Genomic DNA, 23684 nt, shown 5'->3' with positions numbered 1-23684 from the left:
CATGGCCGTACTCCAAACCCAGATCTCGCCCTCCTCCGAAACCTTCCGCGCCAATGCTGAGCGCATGCGGGCGCTGGTTGCCGACATTGCGGACAAGGCGGCAACCGTCGAGCGCGGTGGCTCGGAGGAGGCGCGCGAGCGTCATGTTTCGCGCGGCAAGCTGTTGCCGCGCGAGCGGCTGGCGCAATTGCTCGACACCGGCTCGCCTTTCCTCGAGATCGGCCAGTTCGCGGCATGGTCCATGTATGGCGAGGAGATTTCCTCGGCCGGCATCATCGCCGGCGTCGGCCGTGTCGAAGGGACCGAGGTGATGGTCGTGGTCAACGACGCCACGGTGAAGGGCGGCACCTATTATCCGCTCACGGTGAAGAAGCATTTGCGCGCGCAGGAGATCGCGCTGCAAAACAATCTGCCTTGCGTCTATCTGGTCGACAGCGGCGGCGCCAACCTGCCCAACCAGGACGAGGTGTTTCCCGACCGCGAGCATTTCGGCCGCATCTTCTACAACCAGGCCAACATGTCGGCGGCCGGCATTCCGCAGATCGCCTGCGTCATGGGCTCATGTACTGCGGGCGGCGCCTATGTGCCGGCAATGTCGGACGAGACGATCATGGTGCGCAACCAGGCGACCATTTTTCTCGGCGGCCCGCCTCTGGTGAAGGCGGCTACGGGCGAAGATGTCAGCGCCGAGGAGCTTGGCGGCGCCGACGTGCACACCAGGCTGTCCGGTGTCGCCGACCACTATGCGCTGGACGACGAACATGCGCTCGCGATTTGCCGGCGCATCGTCAAGAACCTCAACCGGCGCAAGACCGTAAGCCTGAGCTTACAGGAACCCGCGCCGCCGCTTCACGATCCGCGTGAACTCTATGGCATCGTGCCGACGGATCTGCGCCAGCCCTATGATGTGCGCGAGGTGATCGCGCGCGTCGTCGACGGCTCCGAGTTCGACGAGTTCAAGCAGAATTACGGCACCACGCTGGTCACCGGCTTTGCCCATCTTCAGGGCATGCCGGTCGGCATCATCGCCAACAATGGGGTGCTGTTTTCCGAAAGTGCTGTGAAGGGCGCGCATTTCATCGAACTGTGCTGCCAGCGCAAGATCCCGCTGATCTTCCTGCAGAACATCACCGGCTTCATGGTCGGGCGAAAATACGAGGCCGGCGGCATCGCCAAGGACGGCGCCAAGCTGGTGATGGCGGTCGCCACCGCCAAGGTGCCGAAGGTGACGATGATCATCGGCGGGTCGTTCGGCGCCGGCAATTACGGCATGTGCGGCCGCGCCTACTCGCCGCGCTTCCTGTGGATGTGGCCGAACGCGCGCATTTCGGTGATGGGCGGTGAACAGGCGGCGACCGTGCTGGCGGTGGTCAAGCGCGAGGGCATCGAGCGCAAGGGCGGTGAGTGGAGCGCGGACGAGGAAGCGAAATTCAAGAAGCCGATCCTGATGAAATACGAGCATGAGGGCCACCCGCTCTACTCCTCGGCGCGGCTGTGGGACGACGGCATCATCGATCCGGCGAAAACGCGCGAAGTGCTCGCGCTCAGCCTTTCGGCCGCGCTCAACGCCGACATCGAAGAAACGAAGTTCGGCGTGTTCAGGATGTAGGATGAGCAAGTTCGGCGAACGGATACATGGCCACACCGGTGACATCACCAGGCTTGCGGTCGATGCCATCGTCAACGCCGCCAATTCCTCGCTGCTGGGCGGCGGCGGCGTGGACGGCGCCATTCACCGCGCCGCAGGCCCGGAGCTCGAATTCGAATGCCGGATGCTGAACGGCTGCAAGGTCGGCGAAGCAAAGCTTACCAAGGGCTATCACCTGCCGGCACGTTACATCATCCACACGGTCGGACCTGTCTGGCAAGGCGGCGGAAAAGGCGAAGCCGGGCTGCTCGCCTCCTGCTATATCAGGTCGCTCGAAATCGCCGCCGCCAGGGATTGCCGGGCCTTGGCATTTCCGGCGATCTCCACCGGCATCTACCGTTATCCGAAAAATGAGGCGACGCAGATTGCCGTTGGCATCGCAGGTACCTTCGTCGGACAGAACTCAACGCCCGAAACAGTTATTTTCTGCTGCTTCGACGAGCCAACAGCTCAACTATACCGACAAGCCGTTGCTGCCATTGAAGGATGCTAGTCTGCATGGATAAGATGGTTTATCCACCTACGCAAAAGAAATTTTCGGTGAGCAGGCTGGCGGCACTGGAGAATAGACGCTATTGTTCATCCCGCATTGGGCAACGGGGATGGGGTAAAGATGAGGCCGAAATATTCGGGAAAAACGACTGCGTCGGTACTTGCAGTCTTGCTTATATTTGCGGTACCCGGCGTTGGCGCCGCGGCATCGCTGGCGGGAAGCAAAGGCGACATCCATTTCTATCCGTATTTGCCGAAAAGCCCGAAAGACCAGTGCACCATGGCTTACAACGCCTATGTGGCCGCCGGCGGCCATTCGGCCTATGCGACCACGCCCTATGCCCGGATCCGTTCGTTGTACATCATCTGCGGCTCGGGCTTGAATGCACCGTCACAGAAGGCTGCCGAAGAACGGGCGATGAAATCCTGCGAGTCCGCCCGCAGCCATTACAAGGTCATTACAGGTGCGGGCTGCGAAGTTGCGGCATCGAAGTAGGCCGACAAGCATCGGCTTGGGCATTTTTCAAATGGGCGGCGCAAGATGAAATCGACACGCATCAAACGAATTACTGTATCGATGCTTGCCGGCCTGCTCGTATTTACGGCACCCGGTATCGGGGCGGCTGGATCGCTGGCGGGCAGCAAGGGAGACACCCGGTTCTGGCCTCCGTTGTCACTGAATCCAAAGGAGCCCTGCACGAAGTCGTACAACGCCTATGTCGCGGCGAGTGGCCACTCGGCCTACGCGACCACATTCTACTCGCGCGTCGACGATCTTTACATCATCTGCGGTGCGCGGCTGAACGCGCCATCTCAGAAGGCCGCGGAAGAGTTGGCGTTGCGAAGCTGTCAGGTTGGCCTGAAAAAGTGGAAGGTTCAGACCGCGAGCGGCGGCTGCAAAATCGCGGCTTCGAAATAGGCTCATTCCTGCCAGACCGGCGCTGCCCGAGACAAACCCGGGAGGCTCCATGTTCGCCAAGATCCTGATCGCCAATCGCGGCGAGATCGCCTGCCGGGTGATACGCACGGCCAAGAAGATGGGGGTGCGCACCGTTGCCGTCTATTCCGACGCGGACGCCAAGGCCCTGCATGTCAAAATGGCCGACGAGGCAGTGAGTATCGGTTCCTCGCCGGTCGGCGAAAGCTATCTGCGCGGCGACGAGATTGTTGCGGCGGCGCTGGCGACCGGCGCCGAAGCAATTCACCCCGGGTACGGCTTCCTCTCGGAAAACCCCGATTTCGTCGACCTGGTGGTGGCGGCGGGGCTCACATTCATCGGCCCGTCGGCCGCCTCGATCCGCGCCATGGGGCTGAAGGATGCGGCCAAGCGGCTGATGGAAAAGGCCGGCGTGCCGGTGGTGCCGGGCTATCATGGCGAGGCGCAGGAGATCGTGCTGCTGGCGTCCAAGGCGCGTGAGATCGGCTATCCCGTGCTGATCAAGGCGCGCGCCGGCGGCGGCGGCAAGGGCATGCGCCGCGTCGAACATCCCGAAGATTTTTCGGAAGCGCTGTCAGGCGCACGGCGCGAGGCCAAGGCCGCGTTCGGCGACGATCGCGTGCTGGTCGAAAAATACGTCGACAAGCCGCGCCACATCGAGGTCCAGGTGTTCGGCGACAATTTTGGCAATGCCGTGCATCTCTACGAGCGCGACTGCTCGGCGCAGCGCCGCCACCAAAAGGTGATCGAGGAAGCGCCGGCGCCCGGCATGACGCTGGCGCTGCGCGAGGCGATGACGGAAGCGGCGGTCAAGGCCGCCAAGGCGATCAGCTATTCCGGCGCCGGCACCATCGAATTCATCGTCGATGCCTCGCAAGGGCTGAAGGCCGACCGCTTCTGGTTCATGGAAATGAACACCCGCCTGCAGGTCGAGCATCCCGTCACCGAAATGGTCACCGGCACCGACCTGGTCGAGTGGCAGTTGCGGGTAGCCGCCGGCGAAAAGCTGCCGAAGACGCAGAGCGAAATCACGCTTTCCGGCCACGCCTTCGAGGCGCGCATCTATGCCGAGGACGCGGCGAAAGGGTTTCTGCCGGCGACCGGCACGCTGCATCACCTGGCGTTTCCCGACAACGCGCCCGAAGGCGCCAGCATGCGCATCGAGACCGGCGTGCGGGCCGGCGATGCGATCTCGCCCTTCTACGATCCGATGATCGCCAAGCTGGTCGTCCACGCCAAGGACAGGCAGGCGGCACTCGATGCGCTCGGGACTGCGTTGTCGCAGACCGAGATTGCCGGCTCGACCGTCAACACCGCCTTTCTCGCGGCACTTGCCGCGAACACCGATTTTTCGGCCGGCGACGTCGATACCGGCCTGATCGGCAGGCATCAGGAAGCGCTGACCGCGGTCGCCCCGCCGCGCAGCGAGATCGTTGCCGCGGCGGCCCTTGCCGCGGCGGGCGCCGGTGCCTTGCCGCCGTCGAACGATCCGTGGTCGTCGCTTGCCGGCTATGCGCATTTCCACAGCATTGCGCGCCGCACGCGCCTGCGCCATGGCGAGGACGATATACTGGCGCGTGTTTCAGTGCGGCCGGACGGGCGCTTCGAGGTGGCGCTGGACGCGCCCTATGACAGCGTCAATTCGCATGATCTTCGCGCCGCCCCTCGCCTTGCCCGCTGGCCAGGCCACGTCACCGTGTTCGAAGGTGCGGTCGGCTACAGTTTCCTCGTCCCGGATCCGCTGGCGCGCACCGACGAGACTGCCGCCGCTTCCGGCAGCCTGCGCGCGCCGATGCCGGGCGTGGTCAAGCTGGTGCGCGCGGCAAAGGGCGAAAGGGTGATCAAGGGCCAGCCGCTACTGATCCTGGAAGCGATGAAGATGGAGCACACGATCGCGGCCAGCCATGACGGCGTGATCGCGGAAATCGCCACCGAGGGCGAGCAGGTCACCGACGGAACGGTGCTGGTGCGCTTCGTTGAAGAGGCTTCATAGCCGGCTGGAGGCTTGAATGAAAAATGGCCGGGACAAGCCCGGCCATTGCCATGAGTACGCGGCCGCTTACTGCGCGATCGGTGCGTATTTGCCGTCGTGCCACTGGTTGATGTCGTAGCTGGCGTTCTTCAGATCGCCCTTCTCGTCGAAGGTCACGTCGCCGACCACGGTGCTGAACGGCGTGCCGTTCTTCAGCGCTTCGGCTACCTTGACCGGATCGTCCGTTCCGGCGCGCTTGACGCCCTCTGCAAACGCCTGAACGACGGCGTAGGAGAACAGCGTAAAGCCTTCCGGCACGAAGCCGCCCGCCTTGATCTTGGCGATGGCCTCCTTGGCTTCCGGCTTGGCCTGCGGGTCCGACGGGAAGACGAACAGGGTGCCTTCACCGGCGGGGCCGGCGACCTGCCAGAATTCTGGCGAGGCGATCGAATCCGGCATGATCAGCTGGAACTTGACGCTCTGCTCGGCCGACTGACGCAGGATAAGCCCGGCTTCCGGGTGATAGCCGCCGAAATAGACAACGTCGGCCTTGAGGTCCTTCAGCTTGGTGACGAGAGCCGAATAATCCTTCTCGCCGGCATTGATGCCTTCATAGTCGATCTCCTTGAGGCCACCGGCATTCATCGTCGCCTTCACGGCATCGGCAACGCCCTGACCGTAGGCGCTCTTGTCATGCAGGATAACGACATTCTTGCCGGCATATTTCTTGGCGATCCACGGGCCAATGAAGGCGCCCTGCGCATCGTCACGCGTATAGAGACGCATGATCGTCGGCCAGCCGGCCTTGGCGGCGGCATCGGTCAGCTCGGGATTTGAAGAGGCCGGGCTCATCATCAGCGCGCCGGCCTCGGCGTAGACGGCGGAAGCCGGGATGCTCGAACCTGAACAGGCATGGCCGTCAATAAACTTGACGCTGTTGGCAACGATCCGGTTGGCCACCGAAACCGCCTGCTTGGGATCGCACTGGTCGTCCTCGATGTCGAGCTTGATCATCGAGCCGTTGACACCGCCGGCGGCGTTGATCGCGTCGGCGGCTGCCGTTGCGCCCTGCTTGAACTGGTCGCCGATCGTGGCGAGCTGTCCGGTCATCGGGCCGACCACCGAAATGGTGATGTCATCGGCAAAGGCAACCGGCGCGCTCATCATCAGGCCAAATACGGCCGCGCTCAAAATACCCATTTTTTTCATGGTGATAGAACTCCTCCCACACTCGCGCAGCCGCTCTGGCCGCGCTTCTTTCCGAAGGCGGGACAATTTCATCCTTCATTGGGCCTGTCTAGGCGCATCGGCGCCGCTCGATTGGGCCTCATCAACGCAAAAAGCCACGCCAGCCTGTTCCGGCCGGTCGTGGCTTTTTGCTCGTAGCAGTCCCCATGCGCCCCCGCGCCACGAAAACCTGCCCGCCGTCCCCATTGTGCACGACTGGACCGTGCCGGCCTGCCGCGTTCTTGTTCTTTCATGGTCGGCCGTCTTGTCGCGGCCTTGTCGTTTCACCGGTTCCGACCGTCTTTGCGGTCTTGATCCCGGGGCTTCCCTGTTTTCGATAATCTGCCTGCGATAATCTGCTCGCGATCTCAGTGCATCGTCATCCATTCGCGGGCTTCGCGCAGCGCCTTGGCGATCTCGACCTTGGACATTGCGGCCGACAGTTCCGAGCGCAGTTCCGCGGCGCGGACCGAGCCCTTGATGGCGGCGATGTTGAACCATTTGTGGGCGGCAACGACATCGGTCTCGCAATCGCGGCCGGTCGCATACATCATGCCCAGTTCGAAAAGAATGTCGGCCTGGGCAGTTGCCCCCATGGCGCCGAAGCCGGCTTCAAGCATTTCAAAACGTGCCATTTTAGTCCCCTGTCTGGCTCCCGAGAGCGGGCCTCTTCTGTCCCCCGGTGTTCCCTGGGGAGCCGCTCTTTCGATGCTTCCGAGAATGAGGCCGAGCCTTGAATCCGTCGTTAAATGGCGTGCTTAATTTGGAGAAAACAAAGCTAAAACAAGAGGTAAACGCGGAAATTCGTTAAGGATACAAAGTCAGCAATCCCGCCGTTTCTCGACCGATTTGACGAAAATTTGCAAGGCGCCGATCAACACTCTGCTAACCACGCGAACCAAAGCCAACGCCTCGATCGTTTCATTTCCACGGGCTGCACTCTCCCGACCCTGCATGAAAATTGCGAAACCTTCCGTCGCGGTACGCTTTTGTTTTGCCAGGAGCTGGATTAGCTTACGTTTGCGTAAGGGGCAGAGAGGCGGCTGCCCCATCTAAACCAGGGAGGACAGATATGTTTCGCAAAGTGAGCTTGGCCCTGGCGGCCGCCGTGATGATGGCTGGTGCGGCTTGGGCCGATCCGATCGAAGGCAATTGGAAGACACAAGCCGGCGACACAGCAGTTATCGGCGGCAGCGGTTCATTCTCCATCACCCTGAAGACCGGCAAATATGCCGGGAAGACCATCGGTTCGCTCAAGGCGGCCGGGGCCAACAAATATGCCGGCAACATCACCGATCCGGCAAACGACAAGACCTATTCGGGCAAGGCAACACTGTCGGGCACCTCGCTCAAAATGAGCGGCTGCGTGCTCGGCGGGCTGATCTGCAAGAGCCAGACCTGGCACAAGCTCTGATCTTGCTGCTTTGAGTTGACCAACGGGGCCTTCACAGGCCCCGTTTTCTTTTGCAGGACGGTCCGCGCCATAGCGACGACCGTGCCGTTTGCGGCGGCGCAAACCCGAACCGACGCTCTCTCTAAGACCTCGTCAATCACTTTGAACCGCAGATGAACGTCGGCATCAGCGCCGGTTCAGTCGCATCAGGGCATTTTGATGGCGTGTTCAAGGAGACACTACGCAAATGCTCGCTCGCCGCTTCACCATCGTCTGCCTGTTGATGAGCCTGTTCGGGATGCTCTTCGCCATCCTCGTGGCCGAAGCCGGCCGCCCGGCCCGTTCCTGGGATGCAGCCAGTTCCTGCCAATTCGATTGCATGAACCATTTTCGCCCCTGAGACGACAAAGACATAGATCCAAACAGAAAAGCAAAAGCCATGAACCGCATCGCCATCAACGCCCTCCAGACCCTTCGGCTCCTGCCGCGGGCGGCGCTCGTTCTGGTCGTGCTGTCGGCGCCGGTCCTGGCCATGCCGATGATGCGGGCCAATGCCGACACAACGATCGACGCGCCGGCGACGAAGAAGCATGGCGTCGGCTTTGTCTTGCTGGTCAGTCTGCAGCGCGGCTAGTGCCGGTATTAAGGTGGTGCCGGCCTGCAAGTGGCGGCCTTGGTGCTCACATGCTTCGAGTACGCTCCGCTCCGGTTCTCGAAGCCAACCAGTTTGGTCGCTTCGCGCCCGTCCTCGACTCCGGCTCAGCCTTACCTGAATCTCAGCACACCTTGGGCGTGGATGAATAAATCGACCACTTGGCGGCCACCCTCCCCTCCCAAGTGCGGCCTCAAGTCTCTATATTGGGCCATGGAAAAGCGAATCTACCCACAAGCTATCGAATCGGTCGTCATGCCGGAGCCTTTCGGCAAGCAGAGCTTTGACGACGCCAAAAAGGCCGTGGCCGCCTTGCAGGTGCTCTACGACCGCAACACCAAGTTTCTGCGCGACTCCTTTGCCACGCTTGCCGCCGGCGGCGACGAAAGCAAGCGCTACCGCGCCTTCTACCCGGAGATCGGCGTCACCACCAATTCGTTCACCCAGATCGACTCGCGCCAGGCCTACGGCCACATGCCGACCCCCGGGCATTTCTCGACCACCATCACCCAGCCGGTGCTGTTCGAACGCTATCTCGTAGAGCAGCTTCGCCTGATCATGCGCAATCACGGCGTGCCGGTAACGGTTTCGGAATCGACCACGCCGATCCCGCTGCATTTCGCGTTCCTTGAAGGAACCCATGTCGATGGCGCCGCCGCCGACCGCATCAAACGGCCGATCCGCGACCTGTTCGACGTGCCGGATCTCGACGGCACCGACGACCAGATCGCCAACGGCACCTTCGAGGTCGCGTTCGGCGAACCAAGGCCGCTGGCGCCGTTCACGGCGCAGCGCATCGACTATTCGCTGCACCGCATGACGCACTACACGGCGACCAGCCCGCAGCATTTCCAGAACTTCGTGCTGTTCACCAACTACCAGTTCTACATCGACGAGTTCGTCGCCCGCGCGCGGGCCCAGATGGCTGAAGGCGGCCACGGCTATACCGAATTCGTCGAACCAGGCAATGTCATCACCAAGGCAGGGCAAAACGCACCCAGCGAAGGCGTGGCGGCGCCGCGCCTGCCTCAGATGCCAGCCTATCATCTGAAGAAGCCGAACCATGGCGGCATCACCATGGTCAACATCGGCGTCGGCCCGTCCAACGCCAAGACGATCACCGACCATGTCGCGGTGCTGCGGCCACATGCATGGCTGATGCTCGGCCATTGCGCCGGCCTGCGCAACACTCAGGCGCTGGGCGACTATGTGCTGGCGCATGCCTATGTCCGGGAAGACCATGTGCTGGACGATGACCTGCCGGTGTGGGTGCCGATACCGCCGCTGGCCGAGATCCAAGTGGCGCTGCAGGAGGCGGTCGCCGAAGTCACCGGACTTTCCGGCTACGATCTCAAGCGCATCATGCGCACCGGCACCGTCGCCACCATCGACAACCGCAACTGGGAACTGCGCGACCAGCGCGGACCGGTGCAGCGGCTGTCGCAGTCGCGCGCCATCGCGCTCGATATGGAATCGGCCACGATCGCCGCCAATGGCTTCCGCTTCCGCGTGCCCTACGGCACGCTGCTTTGCGTCTCCGACAAGCCGCTGCATGGCGAGTTGAAGCTGCCCGGCATGGCGACCGAATTCTACAAGCGGCAAGTGGCGCAGCATCTGACCATCGGCATCAAGGCGATGGAGAAGCTGGCGGAAATGCCGATGGAACGGTTGCATTCGCGCAAGCTGAGAAGCTTTTCGGAGACGGCCTTTCAGTAGACCGGCTTGCCGTAAATGTTTGCCGCGAGGCGTTTCGTCATCTTGATTGGGCCGCATTTCAGCCGATAAAGGCCTGATACCTCGGCAATGTATTACCCGGTCTATGGGCAAAACCCGGTCTGATGGCACGCGTGCGAAAGATGATGGCTTCAATGGCGTTCCTGGCAATGCTCGGCCTCTCGGCCGCGCTTGTAGCCGGGTTCTTTGGCGCACTGCATCCGGCCTTCGATTCCTTCGCCCATTTCCGCATCCATTTTGCCGTGCTGATGGGGCTGATTGCGCTGCCGCTGCTCGCCACCTCGTTTCGCCTGCAGGCGGGCGTGGGCCTGCTGCTGGCCGTGGCCGCCTTCGCCAGCACGTTGAGCACCTTGCCGCGCCTGTGGCCGGTGCAGGCCGCCAATGACGCCGCGCCCGGCAACGAACCGGTCTACCGGCTGCTGCAGATGAACCTGCGTTTCAACAATCCGACACCCAAGAAGGTTCTTTCGCTGATCGCCAGGACCAACCCAGACGTGATCACGCTCGATGAAGTATCGGCCATGTGGGCGACCGAACTCGGCTATATCCAGAACGCCTATCCCTATCGCATCCTGTGCGCCCATCCCGACGGCGTGTGGGGCGTGGCGCTTTTGTCCCGGCGACCTTTTGCGGCCGGCACCGAGCCGCATTGCGAACCGCGCGGCGCGATGGCGGCCGCCACCGTCGATTTCGGCGGCACTCCGGTCGATGTCGCGGCGATCCATTTGAGCTGGCCGTGGCCGAAGGAACAATACTGGCAGATCGGCGAGTTGACCGAGACGCTCACCTCGCTCGGCGAGACGGCGATCATGGCCGGCGACTGCAACGCCGTGCCGTGGAGCGCCGCGGTACGGCGCGTTGCCTCGCTCGGCGGACTGACCGTGATGCCGTCGGCCGGACCGACCTGGATCCACCGGACCCTGCCCGATTTCCTGCGGCGCTATGCGGGCCTGCCGATCGACCAGGTGTTTTCGAAGGGCGGGGTGACCATCCTGTCGTCGACGCAGATGGAAGAGACCGGCTCCGACCATCTGCCGGTGATGGTGGAATTTTCATTGATGCGCGACGAGACCAAGCCGGTCGACGAGGATTCTACCGCGACTGTGTCGCTGATCCAGCCCAGCATGGGCGGCTAGATCGTACGCCACGGGGCTTACGGTTTCACAAGCCTACCAAGGCCTCGATGATGCGCTCGACATGGCCGCCTTCACTGTGCTCGCGCGCGTCGAAGGCGATCTGTTTTGCCTCATAGAGCTTGGAAGTGGCTTGCAAGCGCCGCGTGGCTTCGACGCGCGTTTTGTTGCATTGTGGATCGTTGGCAAATTTCAGGCCGCGAACCGACCGCTCGGCAGCCTGCATCATCTGCCCGGCGATACGGCCATGGGTTCCTTCATGAGCGAGAACGCCTGTGAAAAACCGGTTCCAGCGTTTGCGTAGCGCCGGCGTGACGGCCGAGGCGACGCGCGGGTAGGTGTAGGCGATGTTGAGCGTTCCATTGGCCTGGCGCAGGCGGCAGACGCCGTTGACCTGACCCACGTCCAGGCTCCAGTCGGCGGTGTAGCTTGTCTGCGCGATGGCGTGGGTCATGAAACCGTGCTTGGGGCCCCTGCGGTTCATGGCGATAACCAGACCGGCACCTGTCATGCCGGTGATGTCATAGGTTCGCGTCTTGACGACGGTTTTCACCCCCGCCGACGCCGTCCCGACGACGCCGCAGGCCGCGCTTATGACGGCGACGCAAAACAAGACCAACACGCGCATGCCATTTTCCCCATGGACGCGGCAATGAGACCACAAGCAGACGACGGTTTCAACAATCTTTGGCGCCGAGCGCCTTACATGCCTTGGTAAACCCGGCCATCGCCGCCATTTTTGCTGGTTGAGACGGCCCCGGTCGGTGAGGCTCACATGCTCTGATAGACCGGGCCTTCGCCGCCTTGTGGCGGCACCCAGTTGATGTTCTGGTTGGGATCCTTGATGTCGCAGGTCTTGCAGTGCACGCAGTTCTGCGCGTTGATGACGAAGCGCACATCCTTGGCAGACGGATCGGCGGCGGCGTTGCCGTCCTTGTCGACCCATTCGTAAACACCGGCCGGGCAATAGCGGGTCGAAGGCCCGGCAAAGACATCATGCTCGGAACGCTTCTGCAACTCCATGTCGCCGACGATGAGATGCACCGGCTCGTTTTCCTCGTGATTGGTGTTGGACAGGAACACCGAGGACAGGCGGTCGAAGGTCAGCACGCCGTCCGCTTTGGGATAGGCGATCTTCTTGTGCTTGGCCGCGGGCTCAAGCGTGGCATAATCGGCCTTGCCATGTTTCAGCGTGCCGAAGGGCGAGAAGCCGAACAGCGTGTTCAGCCACATGTCGAGACCACCGAGGCCGACGCCGATAATGGTGCCGAAGCGCGACCAGAGCGGCTTGACGTTGCGGACCTTCTTCAAATCCTTGCCGATATCGGTCGCGCGCCAGGCGTCCTCATAAGACGACAGTTCGTCATTGGCGCGGCCGGAGCCGATCGCTTGCGCGACATGCTCGGCCGCCAGCATGCCGGACAGCACCGCATTGTGCGAACCCTTGATGCGCGGCACGTTGACGAAGCCCGCCGCACACCCCATCAGCACGCCGCCGGGGAAGGAGAGTTTCGGCACCGACTGCCAGCCGCCTTCGGTAATGGCGCGCGCGCCGTAGCCGATGCGCTTGGCGCCCTCGAAGGTGCGCGATATCGCCGGATGCGTCTTGAAGCGCTGGAATTCCTCGAAGGGCGACAGCCAGGGGTTCTTGTAGTTGAGATGCAGGACGAAGCCGACCGCGACCTGGTTATCCTCGAGGTGGTAGAGGAAGGAGCCGCCGCCTGTCTTCAGGTCGAGCGGCCAGCCGAAGGAGTGCTGCACCAGGCCCGGCCGGTGGTTCTCGGGCTTGACCTGCCACAGCTCCTTGAGGCCGATGCCGTACTTGCCGGGCTCACGGCCGTCGGACAGTTTGTATTTTGCGATCAGCTGCTTGGACAGCGAACCGCGCGCGCCCTCGCCGATCAGCACGTATTTGCCCATCAGCGCCATGCCCGGCGCAAAGCCCGGGCCATGTGTGCCGTCTTTTCGACGCCCATGTCGCCGGTGACGACGCCCGTGACCGCGCCGGCATCGTTGTAGACGAGGCTGGCGGCAGCAAAGCCCGGATAGATTTCGACGCCTAGCGCTTCAGCCTTGGTTGCCAGCCAGCGGCAGACATTGCCGAGCGAGACGATGTAGTTGCCGTGATTGTTCATCAGCGGCGGCATCAGGATATTGGGCAGACGGAACGAGCCGGCGGGGCCGAGCACCAGGAAATCGTCGGCCGTAACCGGCGTCTTGAAGGGGTGGCCATCTTCCTCGCGCCAGCCCGGCAACAGGCGGTCGACGCCTATGGGATCGACGACGGCGCCTGACAGAATGTGGGCACCAACCTCGCCGCCCTTTTCCAACACCACGACGGAAAGCTCGGGATTGACCTGCTTGAGACGGATCGCTGCGGCAAGGCCCGCCGGGCCGGCCCCGACGATGACCACGTCGAATTCCATGCTCTCGCGTTCGATCTCGCTCATCAACCCCTCCGCACTGGCCGACCGTTTCCGGGCATTTTGCTGGCTCCTGCGCTGCATAGCGCATCAATCCGCGACAGGAAACCGGCGCTGACGTGACAATGCCGATTTCGACAAAAAGTCGCGGATGACAACTCTGCCGCAAGCGTTTTGCGCGCGGCCGCGCTCAGCGTCCCATATTTTAATTGTTCGACGGCTCTCTTATCGGCCATACTTATTTCCATGCGCACGCCGTCCGGCTATTCATTGACGCGCTTCCCCCTTCCGCCCGGCCGGACCTGCCGAGCGATCCTTCTCGCCCTTTCAATGCTTACGCCGGTTCGCGCTCAGGCCGAGCCGGTGAAGGTGTGGGCGACCGGCGCCTATTCCTTTTCCGACGAGCTTGGCGGTTTCCACATCACCGGCGCCTCGGGCACCGGCACCAAGGAAGATCCGTTGGTCATCTCCGAGGAGCTGAATTCGTCGACGCCGGTGACGCTCACCATCCGCACCACCAAACCGATCCAGCCGTTCAGCACCAACGGCGAATTCGCCAACGGCATCCTGTACATGCGTATCGAGGTGCTCAACAACAGCGGCCAGGCCTGGGTCGAATTCCAGTTCGAGCTGCAGGAGATACTCAACCAGCCGAGCGTGTTCGGCGACGGCCTGTCCTTCGACCAGCGCAACAAGACGCCCGACAACATCCTGTCGAGCGCGTACGCCGATTTCGACCGCGATTTCGAACCCTATGACCGGCTCTTGTTCAAGAGTGGACAGATCGACCCGCTGAAGAGGGGACGCTTCGAGTTTCTGATCACCGACTACACGCCGCGCTGGACGTTCTATCTGGTGCAGGATCCGCGGATACCGACGGGGTAAGCGGCAGACGCCGTGAAAATCGCCACGAAATGCCCTTCGTGATTGGCGAAAGCCGACGAGCGCGTAATCTCCCTCCTTGAGGGGGAGATTACTAACCGCCCAACCTTGCAAATCGTCTCTCGGCGGACGAATGTGCCCGGCATGACTGCCGCCTCCCCCAACAACCGATCCGACCTGGCCGAGTTGCTCGCCTTCTACGCCTCTGCCGGTGTCGACGAAGCGTTGGAGGACGCGCCGGTGAACCGGTTTGCCTGGGCAGCACCGGAGCGCCCCGAGCGCACAACGGCGCCTGCCGCGCCGCCTCGCGAAAACAAGTTTCCGGAACAAGCCGCCGCCAGCCCCGGGCTGGACGCAAGCCGGGTGCCGGACGCGCCGGCGCGTTCCGTTCCGGCCATGGCGACGGTGCCCGACGAGGCACAGGCGGCCCTGGCCCGGCAAATGGCGGCAAGTGCCTCGACGCTCGACGAACTGCGCCAGCACATGGCGTCGTTCGATGGCTGCAACCTCAAATTCACCGCCAAGAACCTGGTCTTTGCCGACGGCAATCCGGAAGGTTTGGTGATGTTGGTCGGCGAGGCGCCCGGCCGCGACGAGGATATTGAGGGCCTGCCCTTCGTCGGCCGCTCCGGCCGGCTGCTCGACCGCATGCTGGGGGCGATCGGGCTTGACCGGACTTCGGTCTATATCGCCAACGTCATTCCCTGGCGGCCGCCCGGCAACCGCACGCCGACGCCGCACGAGACCGAAATCTGCCGCCCCTTCATCGAGCGGCAGATCGAGCTGGTCAATCCGAAGGTGCTGGTCAATCTCGGCGGCCCTTCGGCCAAAACCCTGCTCAACACGACCGAGGGCATTCTGCGCCTGCGCGGCAATTGGCAGGTGCACACGACGGTGTCGGGCACTGCCATTCCGGCCATGCCGACGCTGCACCCGGCCTATCTCTTGCGGACGCCGGCGCACAAGAAACTGGCGTGGCGGGATTTTCTCGAGGTGAAGGCGAAGTTGCGGGAGCTGGGCTAGCTGATCTCCCCCTTGAGGGCCCTTGGAGGGGGAGATGTCGCCGAAGGCGACTGTGGGGTCGTTGCGCGTGGAGCGCCAACGTCCATTTCCGTAAGAAGGTCGCATCCCGTCGAACCCCTTCTGGCCTGCCGGCCATCTCCCCCTCAAAGGGGGAGAATAGATTTCGCCTCGGCCTCCGCTATAACCTCCGACGTAATTGAAATCCCTCTCCCGCCGCCTTAATCCTGCCCGATGACAACAGTCCAAACCTCCGCCGGCAGCCTGATCCGCGAATGGCGCACGCGCCGGCGCATGAGCCAGCTTGATCTCGCAATGGAGGCTGAGATTTCGCAGCGTCATCTCTCCTTCGTCGAAAGCGGCCGCGCCGCGCCCTCGCGCGAGATGGTGCTGCATCTGGCCGAGCAGCTTGAGATTCCGCTGCGGCAGCGTAATCAGCTGTTGCTGGCTGCCGGCTTTGCGCCGAGCTTCAGCGAGCGGCCACTCACAGACAAGACGCTGGCGCCGGCGCTTGCCGCGGTCGAGAGCGTGCTCAAGGGGCATGAACCGTTCCCCGCGCTCGCCGTCGACCGGCACTGGAACCTGATTTCCGCCAATGCCGCCATCGGCCCATTTCTGGCCGATGTTGCCGAGCCGTCGCTGCTCCAGCCGCCGGTCAATGTGCTGCGCCTCAGCCTGCACCCGAACGGCATCGCACCGCGCATCGTCAATCTCGCGGAATGGCGGGCGCATCTGCTGGAGCGGCTGAAACACCAGAACGATGCCGCCGGCGATCCCGTCCTGGTCGAGCTGGAGCGCGAATTGCGAACCTATCCGTCCGGGCTCAAGGGTGCGCGGCCGGTGCCGGTCGAGCCCAACGGCATCGTCCATCCGCTGCGGCTGGCGCATGGCGACCAGGTGCTGTCCTTCATCAGCACCATCACCGTCTTCGGCACGCCGCTTGACGTGACGCTGTCGGAACTGGCGATCGAGTCTTTCTTCCCGGCCGACGAGCAGACGCGAGCGGTGCTGGTGCGGCTGGCGAAGGAACGTGCGGAAGCTAACTGAGCCAACCCGCGGACCTCCTCACCCCTGTGGTGGCGCTGCCTTGCGCGTTCGGGTGCGTTCCAGGCCGAGTTGGCGCTCGCGCCAGATGATGAACATGCCGGCGGCAACGACGATCACACCGCCGACGAGCGTGTTGATGGTGGCGACATCGCCGAAGGCGAAATAGCCGACGACGACACCGAGGATCATCGAGGTGTATTCGAACGGCGCCACCACCGAGGCCTCGGCGTGGCGATAGGCTGCCGTCATCAGGATCTGCGCCAGCCCGCCGCAGAAGCCTGCGGCGATGAGAAGACCGGCCTGCAGCGGCGTCAGCGCCTGCCAGCCGAAAGGCAGCGTAAACAGCGCCATGACGCTCGCCGTTGCCGAAAACCACAGCACGATGGTCGCTGTTCGTTCAGTCTGGACAAGATTGCGCACGAGCAGGATGGCGTTGGCGGAGATCGCTGCGGAGACCAACGCCGCAATCACGCCCAGCACCTCCTGATCGCCGAGTGCGGCGCCCGACGTGAGCAGCGTCAGCTCCGGCCAGGAGATGATCAGCACGCCGACCAGACCGACCGCAACCGCGCTCCAGCGATAGATGCGGATAGCTTCGCCGAGGAACAGCGAAGAGAACATAACCACCAGCAAAGGCTGGGCATAGTTCAGCGTGATCGCCTCAGGCAGCGGCAGCCGGGTCAGCGCAAAGAAGCCGAGCCCCATGGCGCAAACGCCGACGACACCGCGCGCAATGTGGTTCAGCGGGCGTTTGGTGGCAAACGCCGTACCGAGTTTTCTCTTGTAGGCCAGGAAGGCGATGATCGGGAAGATGGCGAAGAAGGAGCGGAAGAAGACGATCTGGCCGGCCGGCAAAGTGCCGGCGGCCTTGATGCAGGTTTGCATGCCGACGAAGACCGCCACCGACATCACCTTGAGCATGATCCCGGTCAGCACACGCCCTGGATGATCGGACAGTTTCCCTGCCGCCTCGTCTCTCGGCCCTAAAGTCACGCCTCCGCCGCTTCCCGAATCGTTGCCCAGATATGTATCGTAGGACGCAGCACAGAGGCACCCATGCCGAATTTCGGTGTGACGACGGTCATCAAGGCCTCGCGATGAAGATGGAAGGGGAACGCCGTGAAATAGGCATTGGCGCAGTTTTGTCGAGTGACCGTTTCGTGTAAAGAGCGCGCAACTTTAGATTAATGGGCCAGGACACGTCAGCGGCTCCGATAGCGACAGGGAAACCCAAGGGAATGCGAACCGATACCGGCCAGGTCTTCAAGCTCGAAGACTACCGCCCCAACGACTTTTCCATCCCGCAAACCCGCCTCACCTTCCGCCTTTCGCCAGACGCAACGCGTGTCACCGCAGTGCTGACGATCGAACGCCGCGATGGCGCCGCCGCCTCGACGTCGCTGGTGCTGGACGGCGACGGGCTGGTGCTCAAGCGCATTGCCATCGACGGTCGCGAGCTTGCCCCGGCCGAGTATCTCGCCACGCCGGACCAGCTGACCATTTTGAGGCCGCCGGCCCGTTTCCAGCTGCTGCTCGAGACCGAGATCGCGCCGGCCAGCAATGAGGCGCTGATGGGCCTCTACCGCTCCCGCAATGTCTATTGCACGCAATGCGAGGCCGAGGGCTTTCGCCGCATCACCTATTTCCTCGACCGCCCCGACATCCTGTCGGTCTATACCGTGCGTATCGAGGCGAGGCTGGACGAAGCGCCGCTGTTGCTTTCCAACGGCAATCCGGTCGAAAGCGGCGCGCTTGCCGACGGCTGGCACTTTGCAGTCTGGGACGACCCCTTCCCCAAGCCGTCCTATCTGTTTGCGCTCGTGGCCGGCAATCTCGGCAAGGTCGCCGACAGTTTCGTCACCATGTCCGGGCGCGAGGTCGAACTCGGCATCTATGTCGAGCCAGGCAAGGAGGGGCTTGCCGGCTACGCCATGGATGCGCTCAAGCGCTCGATGCAATGGGACGAGCAGGCCTTCGGCCGCGAATACGACCTCGACGTCTTCAACATCGTCGCCGTTTCCGACTTCAACATGGGGGCCATGGAGAACAAGGGCCTCAATATCTTCAACGACAAGTATGTGCTGGCCGACCGGGAAACCGCCACCGATGCCGATTTCGCCAATATCGAGGCGATCATCGCGCATGAGTATTTCCACAACTGGACCGGCAACAGGATCACCTGCCGCGACTGGTTCCAGCTCTGCCTCAAGGAAGGGCTGACGGTCTTTCGCGACCATGAATTCTCCGCCGACCAGCGCTCGCGCGCGGTCAAGCGCATCGCCGAAGTGCGCACGCTGAGGGCGCACCAGTTCCCGAGGACCAGGGACCGCTGGCGCATCCGGTGCGGCCGCGCCGCTACCGCGAGATCAACAATTTCTACACGGCGACGGTCTACGAAAAAGGCTCGGAAGTCGTGCGCATGATCCGCACTATCCTCGGGGCCGAGGCTTTCCGCGCCGGCATGGACCTCTATTTCGAGCGCCATGATGGCGAGGCCGCGACGATCGAGGACTTCCTGAAGGTGTTCGAGGACGCTTCCGGGCGCGACCTGTCTCAGTTCGCGCTCTGGTATCACCAGGCGGGCACCCCGAACCTGACCGTCAGTTCGACGCACAATCCGGCGACGCGCGAGTTTACCCTCGAGATCGAGCAGTCGGTGCCGCCGACACCGTCGGAGAGCCGCAAGCGCCTGATGCACATTCCGCTCGCCTTCGGCTTGGTCGGCGCCGGCGGCGAACCGGTCGCCTATGGCGGCGTCGAAGGCGCCACCGTCGAAGACGGTGTCATCCATATCCGCAAGCGCCGACATATGGTGCGCTTCTCAGGCGTCGCCGAGCGGCCGGCGGTGTCGCTCAATCGCGGCTTTTCGGCGCCGATCACACTTTCGGTCGAGCAGAAGGCCGACGACCAGTTCTTCCTCGCCGGCCATGACAGCGATGCCTTCGCGCGCTGGCAGGCGTTCAACACGCTGCTCACCGATGCGCTGATAGCGGCCTTCCGCCAGATCCTCGGCGGCGCGAAGCCGGCTTTCACCGCCAGGCTGACCGGACTTGCCGGCAAGATCGCCGGCGACGAGACCCTGGAACCTGCCTACCGGGCGCTGGCGCTGTCACTTCCGGGCGAGGCCGACATTGCCCGCGACATCGGCACGAACATCGATCCCGACGCCATCTTTGCCGCTCGCGAGGCGTTGGCGCTGGCAATCGCGCGCGCCAATCAGCAAACGTTCACCGACCTATACGGCCGCCTCGCCGGCGACGGGCCGTTCAGCCCCGACGCGGCAAGTGCGGGACGCCGCGCGCTGCGCAACATCCTGCTCGACTACCTCTCGCTGCTGCCGAAAGGTGCTGCGCTCGCCGCCCGGCATTTCGAAACCGCGACCAACATGACCGACCGCGCCGCAGCGCTGACCGTCCTTGCGCACCGCCATGACGGTTCGCCGGAGGCGATCAAGGCGCTGGCCGATTTCGAGGCGCGTTATGGCGCCGATCCGCTGGTCATGGACAAATGGTTCCAGATCCAGGCCAGCGTGCCGGGACGCCGGACAGTCGACACGGTACGCGAGCTGACTGGTCACGCAGCTTTCTCGATGGCCAATCCGAACCGGGTGCGCTCGCTGGTCGGCACATTCGCCAGCGCCAACCAGACCGGCTTCCACCGCGCCGATGGCGAAGGCTACCGGTTTTTTACCCAGACCGTACTCGAGGTTGAAAAACGCAATCCGCAAGTGGCGGCCAGGCTGGCGACAGCGCTGCGCTCGTGGCGCTCGCTGGAGCCGGGCAGGCAAGCCAAGGCCAGGGAAGCGCTGCTGGCCATCGCCGGTGCCGAGAACCTGTCGGCGGATTTGCGGGACATTGTGGAGCGAACGCTGGCCTGATCCCTCCCCCTTGAGGGGACGGTGGACAGCCGCCGAAGGCGGATGGACGGGTGGGGTCGTTGCGGCAGTGCGCGACCTCGACCAACTTCGACCGTGATTGAGAGAGTCGAGCGCTTCGCCGAGGACCCCACCCGGCCCTTCGGGCCACCCTCCCTCAAGGGAGGGATTTCAGCGTTATTTCAATCAATTTTTAATGTTTTTCGGCCGCGCCTCTGGACAAGGCGAATCACCTTTGATTCTTTACAGACGATTCGGATGTGCGGTGTTGCCGGATCGTCAAGCGTACGGAAATTCGGGGAGTGCCATTTATGGCCAAGGCGGACGCGTGGGGCGCGCCCGAAGGGACGGCTTTTGAGCGGCGCAAGGCGCGAGGCGACGGCCTCGCCGGCAATACGCGGCTCATCGCTGAACCAGCCTACCGGCGGCTCCTGGCTGCCGAACCCCTTCTGCGCCGTTCGATACCGGCTCTCATCATCATCTTCCTGATCGTCATCGCCGCACTGCGCGTGCTGTCGCTGATGAACGAGCGCGACGAGGCCGAGCGCGACGGCAAGGCGGTGCTAGGTCTCGCCGCCGGCCAGATGGCGAACGCAATCTCGGCCGACCCGACCGCGGCATCCAGCGGTGCAATTGATCTTCTGGAAAGCACGAGCCGCCAGGGCGCCATGGGCAGAAGCCATGTGCTTGTGATCACCGACAGCGCCTTCAAGATCATTGCCGTGTCGCCGCTGTCGACCGGCTGGCAAGGGCGATCGCTGGACAGCCTGGTGCTGGACGGCCAGCCGCTGTTCATGTTCGGCGACCGCGCCGGGGTCATGGATGTCAGCATCGGCGGCCAGGACTGGTACGCGGCGGTGAGCCTGACCCGGGACCGCAAGAACGCCGCCGCCGTGCTGGTGCCGCAGGAAGCGGCGTTCGACAACTGGCGCAAGACCGTCTCGCTCAACGTCACGCTGTTTGTGCTGACAGCCGGCGTGCTGATCATCATCCTCTACGCCTATTTCGGCCAGGCATCGCGCGCCCAGACAGCCGACCGCATCTATCTCGAAGCCCATCAGCGCATCGACATGGCGCTGGTTCGCGGTCGCTGCGGCCTGTGGGACTGGGACATGGTGCGCGGCAAGATGTACTGGTCGCGCTCGATGTACGACATGCTGGGCTACGAGCCCTGCAACTCGATGCTGTCGTTCGGCGAGGTCGACGACATCATCCACCCCGAGGACGGCGACCTGTTCGAGCTGGCCAACAAAATCGTCGAGCGCGAGATCGACCATATCGACCAGGTGTTCCGGATGCGTCACGCCGACGGCCAGTGGGTGTGGATGCGCGCCAGGGCCCAGGTGATCGACCCGGAAGCGCCTGAGATCCAGCTGATCGGCATTGCCGTCGACGTCACCGAGCAGCGGCATCTGGCGCTGCGCTCGGAGGCGGCCGACCTGCGCCTGCGGACCGCGATCGAAAACATCAACGAATCCTTCGTGCTGTGGGATGCCGCCCAGCGCCTGATCATGTGCAATTCCAAATACCAGAAGGACAACGGCCTGTCGGACCGCGACGTCATGCCGGGCGCTGCGCGCGCCGTGCTTGAAGAGCGCATGCTGGCCTTCGCCTCTGAACGGCGGCTGGCCAACACCAACGGGCCGCAAGGGGGCGCAACCTTCGAGCGGCAGCTCTCCGACGGCCGCTGGCTGCAGGTCAACGAACTGAGGACCCGGGACGGCGGCACGGTCTCCGTCGGCTCCGACATCACCCAGATCAAGCTGCACCAGGAAAAGCTGGTCGACAGCGAGCGCCGGCTGATGGCGACCATCCACGACCTCAGCCTCGCCCGCCGGGCCGAGGAAGAGCGCGCCAAGGAACTGGTCGAGCTCAACCGCGAATATATGAAGGAAACCGAGCGCGCCGAGGCCGCCAATCGGGCCAAATCCGAATTCCTAGCCAACATGTCGCACGAGCTGCGCACGCCGCTCAACGCCATCATCGGGTTCTCCGAACTGATGGAACAAGGCCTGTTCGGGCCGCTCGGTTCGCCGCGCTACGAGGAATATGCCAACGACATCAACGGCAGCGGCAAATATCTGCTCGGCGTCATCAACGACATACTCGATATGTCGAAGATCGAAGCCGGCCAATTCTCGGTGGACCGCGAGGAAATCGATCTCTGCCCGCTGATCCGCGAGACGGTGCGGGTGATCTCGCTGCAGGCGGCGGAGAAATCGATCACGGTCGAAACCCGCATCGCCGATACGATGACGCTGTTCGCCGACCGCCGGGCGATCAAGCAGATCGCCATCAATCTGCTGTCGAATGCGGTGAAGTTCACCGGCCAGGGCGGCCATATCTCGGTGCGCGCCCGCAACACGTCAGGCGCGCTGGTGCTGACCATCGAGGACAATGGCTGCGGCATTCCGAAGGAGGCACTGAGCAAGCTTGGCCGCCCCTTCGAACAGGTGCAGAACCAGTTTTCGAAGAACCACGCCGGTTCCGGCCTCGGCCTTGCCATCTCGCGCTCGCTGGCCGAGTTGCAAGGAGGAGCGCTGAAAATCCGCTCGACCGAAGGCGTCGGCACGATCGTGTCGGTGCGCATCCCGGTGAAGAAGGCGCAGCCGGCGGTGAAGGCGGCGGCCTGACGGCCCGCCAATGCCAGCGGTGCTCTCCGCCGCGTTCAAGGACTGAGTAGCCGCGGTCATGTAAGGGCTCCGGCGGCTTTCGCCGCCGGAGACATATCGCCACTCACTCCATGCTGTCGTCGCCGCCGTCCCATTGGTGGTGGCGGCCCATGCGGCCGTTCTTCGGTAGTTCGTTGCGCTCGATCTTGCCGTCATTGTTGCGGTCGAGCATCGCGAACACCTTTTTCTCGCGCCCGGTGATGTCGTCCGTGGTCAGCGTGCCGTCGCCCTTGCTGTCGTAGCGGGCAACGATGCGCTTGGCCATTTCCTCGAACCGCGCCTTCTCCAGCGCGTCAGCGAGCTGGGCGACTGTCAGCTTGCCGCCATTATCGGCGACCAGCTTCTTCAGCCGCGCGTTCATGGCGTCGGAAAACTGGTCGAAGCTGATGGTGCCGTTGGAATCCTTCATCGCCTTGTCGAGGCGCATCATGGTGCCCTCGCGCATTCTGGCGCTGGCATTGTTCTCGGCATAGGCGGTGGTGCCGACGGCGCCGGCAAGCGCGATGAAGGCAAGGGCAAGTCCGGTTGTCTTTCTCATGGGTATCTCCTGTTGCATCGTCACCCCCGATGCGATCCGA

Annotated in this window: 19 protein-coding genes and 2 pseudogenes; 14 read left to right on the top strand and 7 right to left on the bottom strand. The window is 63.2% G+C overall.

The window, feature by feature from the left end:
* The first annotated feature begins 1 nt into the window (after position 1).
* The 5 genes from NLY44_RS00770 (at position 2) to NLY44_RS00750 (ending at position 5070) form a co-directional block, all read left to right on the top strand.
* On the top strand, positions 2-1609 hold the full coding sequence (locus NLY44_RS00770) for a carboxyl transferase domain-containing protein (protein ID WP_023805712.1): 1608 nt from the start codon (positions 2-4) through the stop codon (positions 1607-1609).
* 1 nt (position 1610) lies between these two features.
* Positions 1611-2141, top strand: a complete 531-nt coding sequence (locus NLY44_RS00765; RefSeq protein WP_023805713.1) for an O-acetyl-ADP-ribose deacetylase — start codon at positions 1611-1613, stop codon at positions 2139-2141.
* A 120-nt stretch (positions 2142-2261) separates the two neighbouring features.
* Positions 2262-2636 carry a hypothetical protein gene (locus tag NLY44_RS00760; protein WP_023670207.1) on the top strand — a complete coding sequence of 125 codons (375 nt, stop codon included), beginning with the start codon at positions 2262-2264 and terminating at the stop codon, positions 2634-2636.
* 45 nt (positions 2637-2681) lie between these two features.
* Entirely contained in the window at positions 2682-3059 is a 378-nt protein-coding gene (locus NLY44_RS00755; protein ID WP_023684512.1) for a hypothetical protein, read from the top strand.
* A gap of 49 nt (positions 3060-3108) precedes the next feature.
* On the top strand, positions 3109-5070 hold the full coding sequence (locus NLY44_RS00750) for an acetyl/propionyl/methylcrotonyl-CoA carboxylase subunit alpha (protein ID WP_023805714.1): 1962 nt from the start codon (positions 3109-3111) through the stop codon (positions 5068-5070).
* A gap of 66 nt (positions 5071-5136) precedes the next feature.
* On the opposite strand, the gene NLY44_RS00745 is transcribed toward NLY44_RS00750, so the two are convergent.
* Together NLY44_RS00745 and NLY44_RS00740 are read right to left on the bottom strand one after the other, a co-directional pair.
* Complete coding sequence (locus tag NLY44_RS00745) at positions 5137-6258, bottom strand: ABC transporter substrate-binding protein (protein ID WP_023670204.1); 1122 nt, start codon at positions 6256-6258, stop codon at positions 5137-5139.
* A 386-nt stretch (positions 6259-6644) separates the two neighbouring features.
* Complete coding sequence (locus NLY44_RS00740; RefSeq protein ID WP_006199745.1) at positions 6645-6911, bottom strand: SEL1-like repeat protein; 267 nt, start codon at positions 6909-6911, stop codon at positions 6645-6647.
* Positions 6912-7348: 437 nt separating this feature from the next.
* Between NLY44_RS00740 and NLY44_RS00735 the strand changes: the two genes are divergently transcribed.
* A complete protein-coding gene (locus NLY44_RS00735) occupies positions 7349-7690 on the top strand; it encodes a DUF2147 domain-containing protein (protein ID WP_023687258.1) in 342 nt (113 codons plus the stop codon).
* Between the two features lie 136 nt (positions 7691-7826).
* On the opposite strand, the gene NLY44_RS00730 is transcribed toward NLY44_RS00735, so the two are convergent.
* Complete coding sequence (locus NLY44_RS00730; protein WP_156935551.1) at positions 7827-8057, bottom strand: hypothetical protein; 231 nt, start codon at positions 8055-8057, stop codon at positions 7827-7829.
* 51 nt (positions 8058-8108) lie between these two features.
* Here NLY44_RS00730 and NLY44_RS00725 point away from each other — a divergent pair, with 51 nt between their 5' ends.
* The 3 genes from NLY44_RS00725 (at position 8109) to NLY44_RS00715 (ending at position 11191) form a co-directional block, all read left to right on the top strand.
* Positions 8109-8303: a hypothetical protein gene (locus tag NLY44_RS00725; RefSeq protein WP_023670200.1), complete on the top strand. Its 195-nt coding sequence runs from the start codon at positions 8109-8111 to the stop codon at positions 8301-8303.
* Positions 8304-8576: 273 nt separating this feature from the next.
* Positions 8577-10037, top strand: a complete 1461-nt coding sequence (locus tag NLY44_RS00720) for an AMP nucleosidase (RefSeq protein ID WP_023731828.1) — start codon at positions 8577-8579, stop codon at positions 10035-10037.
* A gap of 140 nt (positions 10038-10177) precedes the next feature.
* Entirely contained in the window at positions 10178-11191 is a 1014-nt protein-coding gene (locus NLY44_RS00715) for an endonuclease/exonuclease/phosphatase family protein (RefSeq protein WP_155922474.1), read from the top strand.
* Between the two features lie 25 nt (positions 11192-11216).
* Here NLY44_RS00715 and NLY44_RS00710 read toward each other — a convergent pair whose 3' ends face one another.
* Complete coding sequence (locus tag NLY44_RS00710) at positions 11217-11963, bottom strand: DUF922 domain-containing protein (RefSeq protein ID WP_348524362.1); 747 nt, start codon at positions 11961-11963, stop codon at positions 11217-11219.
* Positions 11960-13638 (bottom strand): annotated as a pseudogene (locus NLY44_RS00705) (electron transfer flavoprotein-ubiquinone oxidoreductase). The gene NLY44_RS00710 and the pseudogene NLY44_RS00705 overlap by 4 nt, the downstream one beginning before the upstream one ends.
* 303 nt (positions 13639-13941) lie before the next feature.
* On the opposite strand from NLY44_RS00705, the gene NLY44_RS00700 reads away from it, so the two are divergent.
* The 3 genes from NLY44_RS00700 (at position 13942) to NLY44_RS00690 (ending at position 16560) form a co-directional block, all read left to right on the top strand.
* Positions 13942-14496 (top strand): hypothetical protein, encoded by a 555-nt coding sequence (locus tag NLY44_RS00700; RefSeq protein ID WP_023698594.1) that lies wholly within the window; start codon positions 13942-13944, stop codon positions 14494-14496.
* Between the two features lie 141 nt (positions 14497-14637).
* Complete coding sequence (locus NLY44_RS00695) at positions 14638-15516, top strand: uracil-DNA glycosylase (RefSeq protein ID WP_023805716.1); 879 nt, start codon at positions 14638-14640, stop codon at positions 15514-15516.
* Positions 15517-15747: 231 nt separating this feature from the next.
* Positions 15748-16560: a helix-turn-helix domain-containing protein gene (locus NLY44_RS00690; RefSeq protein ID WP_023731034.1), complete on the top strand. Its 813-nt coding sequence runs from the start codon at positions 15748-15750 to the stop codon at positions 16558-16560.
* 18 nt (positions 16561-16578) lie between these two features.
* Here NLY44_RS00690 and NLY44_RS00685 read toward each other — a convergent pair whose 3' ends face one another.
* Positions 16579-17481, bottom strand: coding sequence for a DMT family transporter (locus NLY44_RS00685; protein WP_084013026.1), 903 nt, complete (start codon positions 17479-17481; stop codon positions 16579-16581).
* A 317-nt stretch (positions 17482-17798) separates the two neighbouring features.
* Between NLY44_RS00685 and pepN the strand changes: the two are divergent.
* Both pepN and NLY44_RS00675 read left to right on the top strand, forming a co-directional pair.
* A pseudogene (gene pepN, locus NLY44_RS00680) lies at positions 17799-20437 on the top strand (aminopeptidase N).
* Between the two features lie 308 nt (positions 20438-20745).
* A complete protein-coding gene (locus NLY44_RS00675) occupies positions 20746-23067 on the top strand; it encodes a PAS domain-containing sensor histidine kinase (RefSeq protein WP_023684522.1) in 2322 nt (773 codons plus the stop codon).
* A gap of 103 nt (positions 23068-23170) precedes the next feature.
* Here the strand turns inward: NLY44_RS00675 and NLY44_RS00670 are convergent, their stop codons facing one another.
* Positions 23171-23644: an EF-hand domain-containing protein gene (locus NLY44_RS00670; protein WP_023754798.1), complete on the bottom strand. Its 474-nt coding sequence runs from the start codon at positions 23642-23644 to the stop codon at positions 23171-23173.
* Positions 23645-23684 lie beyond the last annotated feature (40 nt).

Origin of the sequence: Mesorhizobium sp. C089B, assembly GCF_030323125.1 — a bacterium.
In the GTDB taxonomy this organism is placed as follows: domain Bacteria; phylum Pseudomonadota; class Alphaproteobacteria; order Rhizobiales; family Rhizobiaceae; genus Mesorhizobium.
Note: the sequence above shows the minus strand (reverse complement) of the source record. Positions and strands in the feature narration are given on the sequence as shown.

Bases quoted from the DNA above. Each gene is read 5' to 3' on its own strand.
- NLY44_RS00715 (WP_155922474.1), top strand. From the start codon at position 10,178: ATGATGGCTTCAATGGCGTTCCTGGCAATGCTCGGCCTCTCGGCCGCG.
- NLY44_RS00700 (WP_023698594.1), top strand. From the start codon at position 13,942: ATGCTTACGCCGGTTCGCGCTCAGGCCGAGCCGGTGAAGGTGTGGGCG.
- NLY44_RS00675 (WP_023684522.1), top strand. From the start codon at position 20,746: ATGGCCAAGGCGGACGCGTGGGGCGCGCCCGAAGGGACGGCTTTTGAG.
- NLY44_RS00765 (WP_023805713.1), top strand. From the start codon at position 1,611: ATGAGCAAGTTCGGCGAACGGATACATGGCCACACCGGTGACATCACC.
- NLY44_RS00755 (WP_023684512.1), top strand. From the start codon at position 2,682: ATGAAATCGACACGCATCAAACGAATTACTGTATCGATGCTTGCCGGC.
- NLY44_RS00740 (WP_006199745.1), bottom strand. From the start codon at position 6,911: ATGGCACGTTTTGAAATGCTTGAAGCCGGCTTCGGCGCCATGGGGGCA.
- NLY44_RS00685 (WP_084013026.1), bottom strand. From the start codon at position 17,481: ATGCTCAAGGTGATGTCGGTGGCGGTCTTCGTCGGCATGCAAACCTGC.
- NLY44_RS00725 (WP_023670200.1), top strand. From the start codon at position 8,109: ATGAACCGCATCGCCATCAACGCCCTCCAGACCCTTCGGCTCCTGCCG.
- NLY44_RS00760 (WP_023670207.1), top strand. From the start codon at position 2,262: ATGAGGCCGAAATATTCGGGAAAAACGACTGCGTCGGTACTTGCAGTC.
- NLY44_RS00770 (WP_023805712.1), top strand. From the start codon at position 2: ATGGCCGTACTCCAAACCCAGATCTCGCCCTCCTCCGAAACCTTCCGC.
- NLY44_RS00695 (WP_023805716.1), top strand. From the start codon at position 14,638: ATGACTGCCGCCTCCCCCAACAACCGATCCGACCTGGCCGAGTTGCTC.
- NLY44_RS00735 (WP_023687258.1), top strand. From the start codon at position 7,349: ATGTTTCGCAAAGTGAGCTTGGCCCTGGCGGCCGCCGTGATGATGGCT.
- NLY44_RS00720 (WP_023731828.1), top strand. From the start codon at position 8,577: ATGCCGGAGCCTTTCGGCAAGCAGAGCTTTGACGACGCCAAAAAGGCC.
- NLY44_RS00750 (WP_023805714.1), top strand. From the start codon at position 3,109: ATGTTCGCCAAGATCCTGATCGCCAATCGCGGCGAGATCGCCTGCCGG.
- NLY44_RS00730 (WP_156935551.1), bottom strand. From the start codon at position 8,057: ATGGTTCATGCAATCGAATTGGCAGGAACTGGCTGCATCCCAGGAACG.
- NLY44_RS00745 (WP_023670204.1), bottom strand. From the start codon at position 6,258: ATGAAAAAAATGGGTATTTTGAGCGCGGCCGTATTTGGCCTGATGATG.
- NLY44_RS00690 (WP_023731034.1), top strand. From the start codon at position 15,748: ATGACAACAGTCCAAACCTCCGCCGGCAGCCTGATCCGCGAATGGCGC.
- NLY44_RS00670 (WP_023754798.1), bottom strand. From the start codon at position 23,644: ATGAGAAAGACAACCGGACTTGCCCTTGCCTTCATCGCGCTTGCCGGC.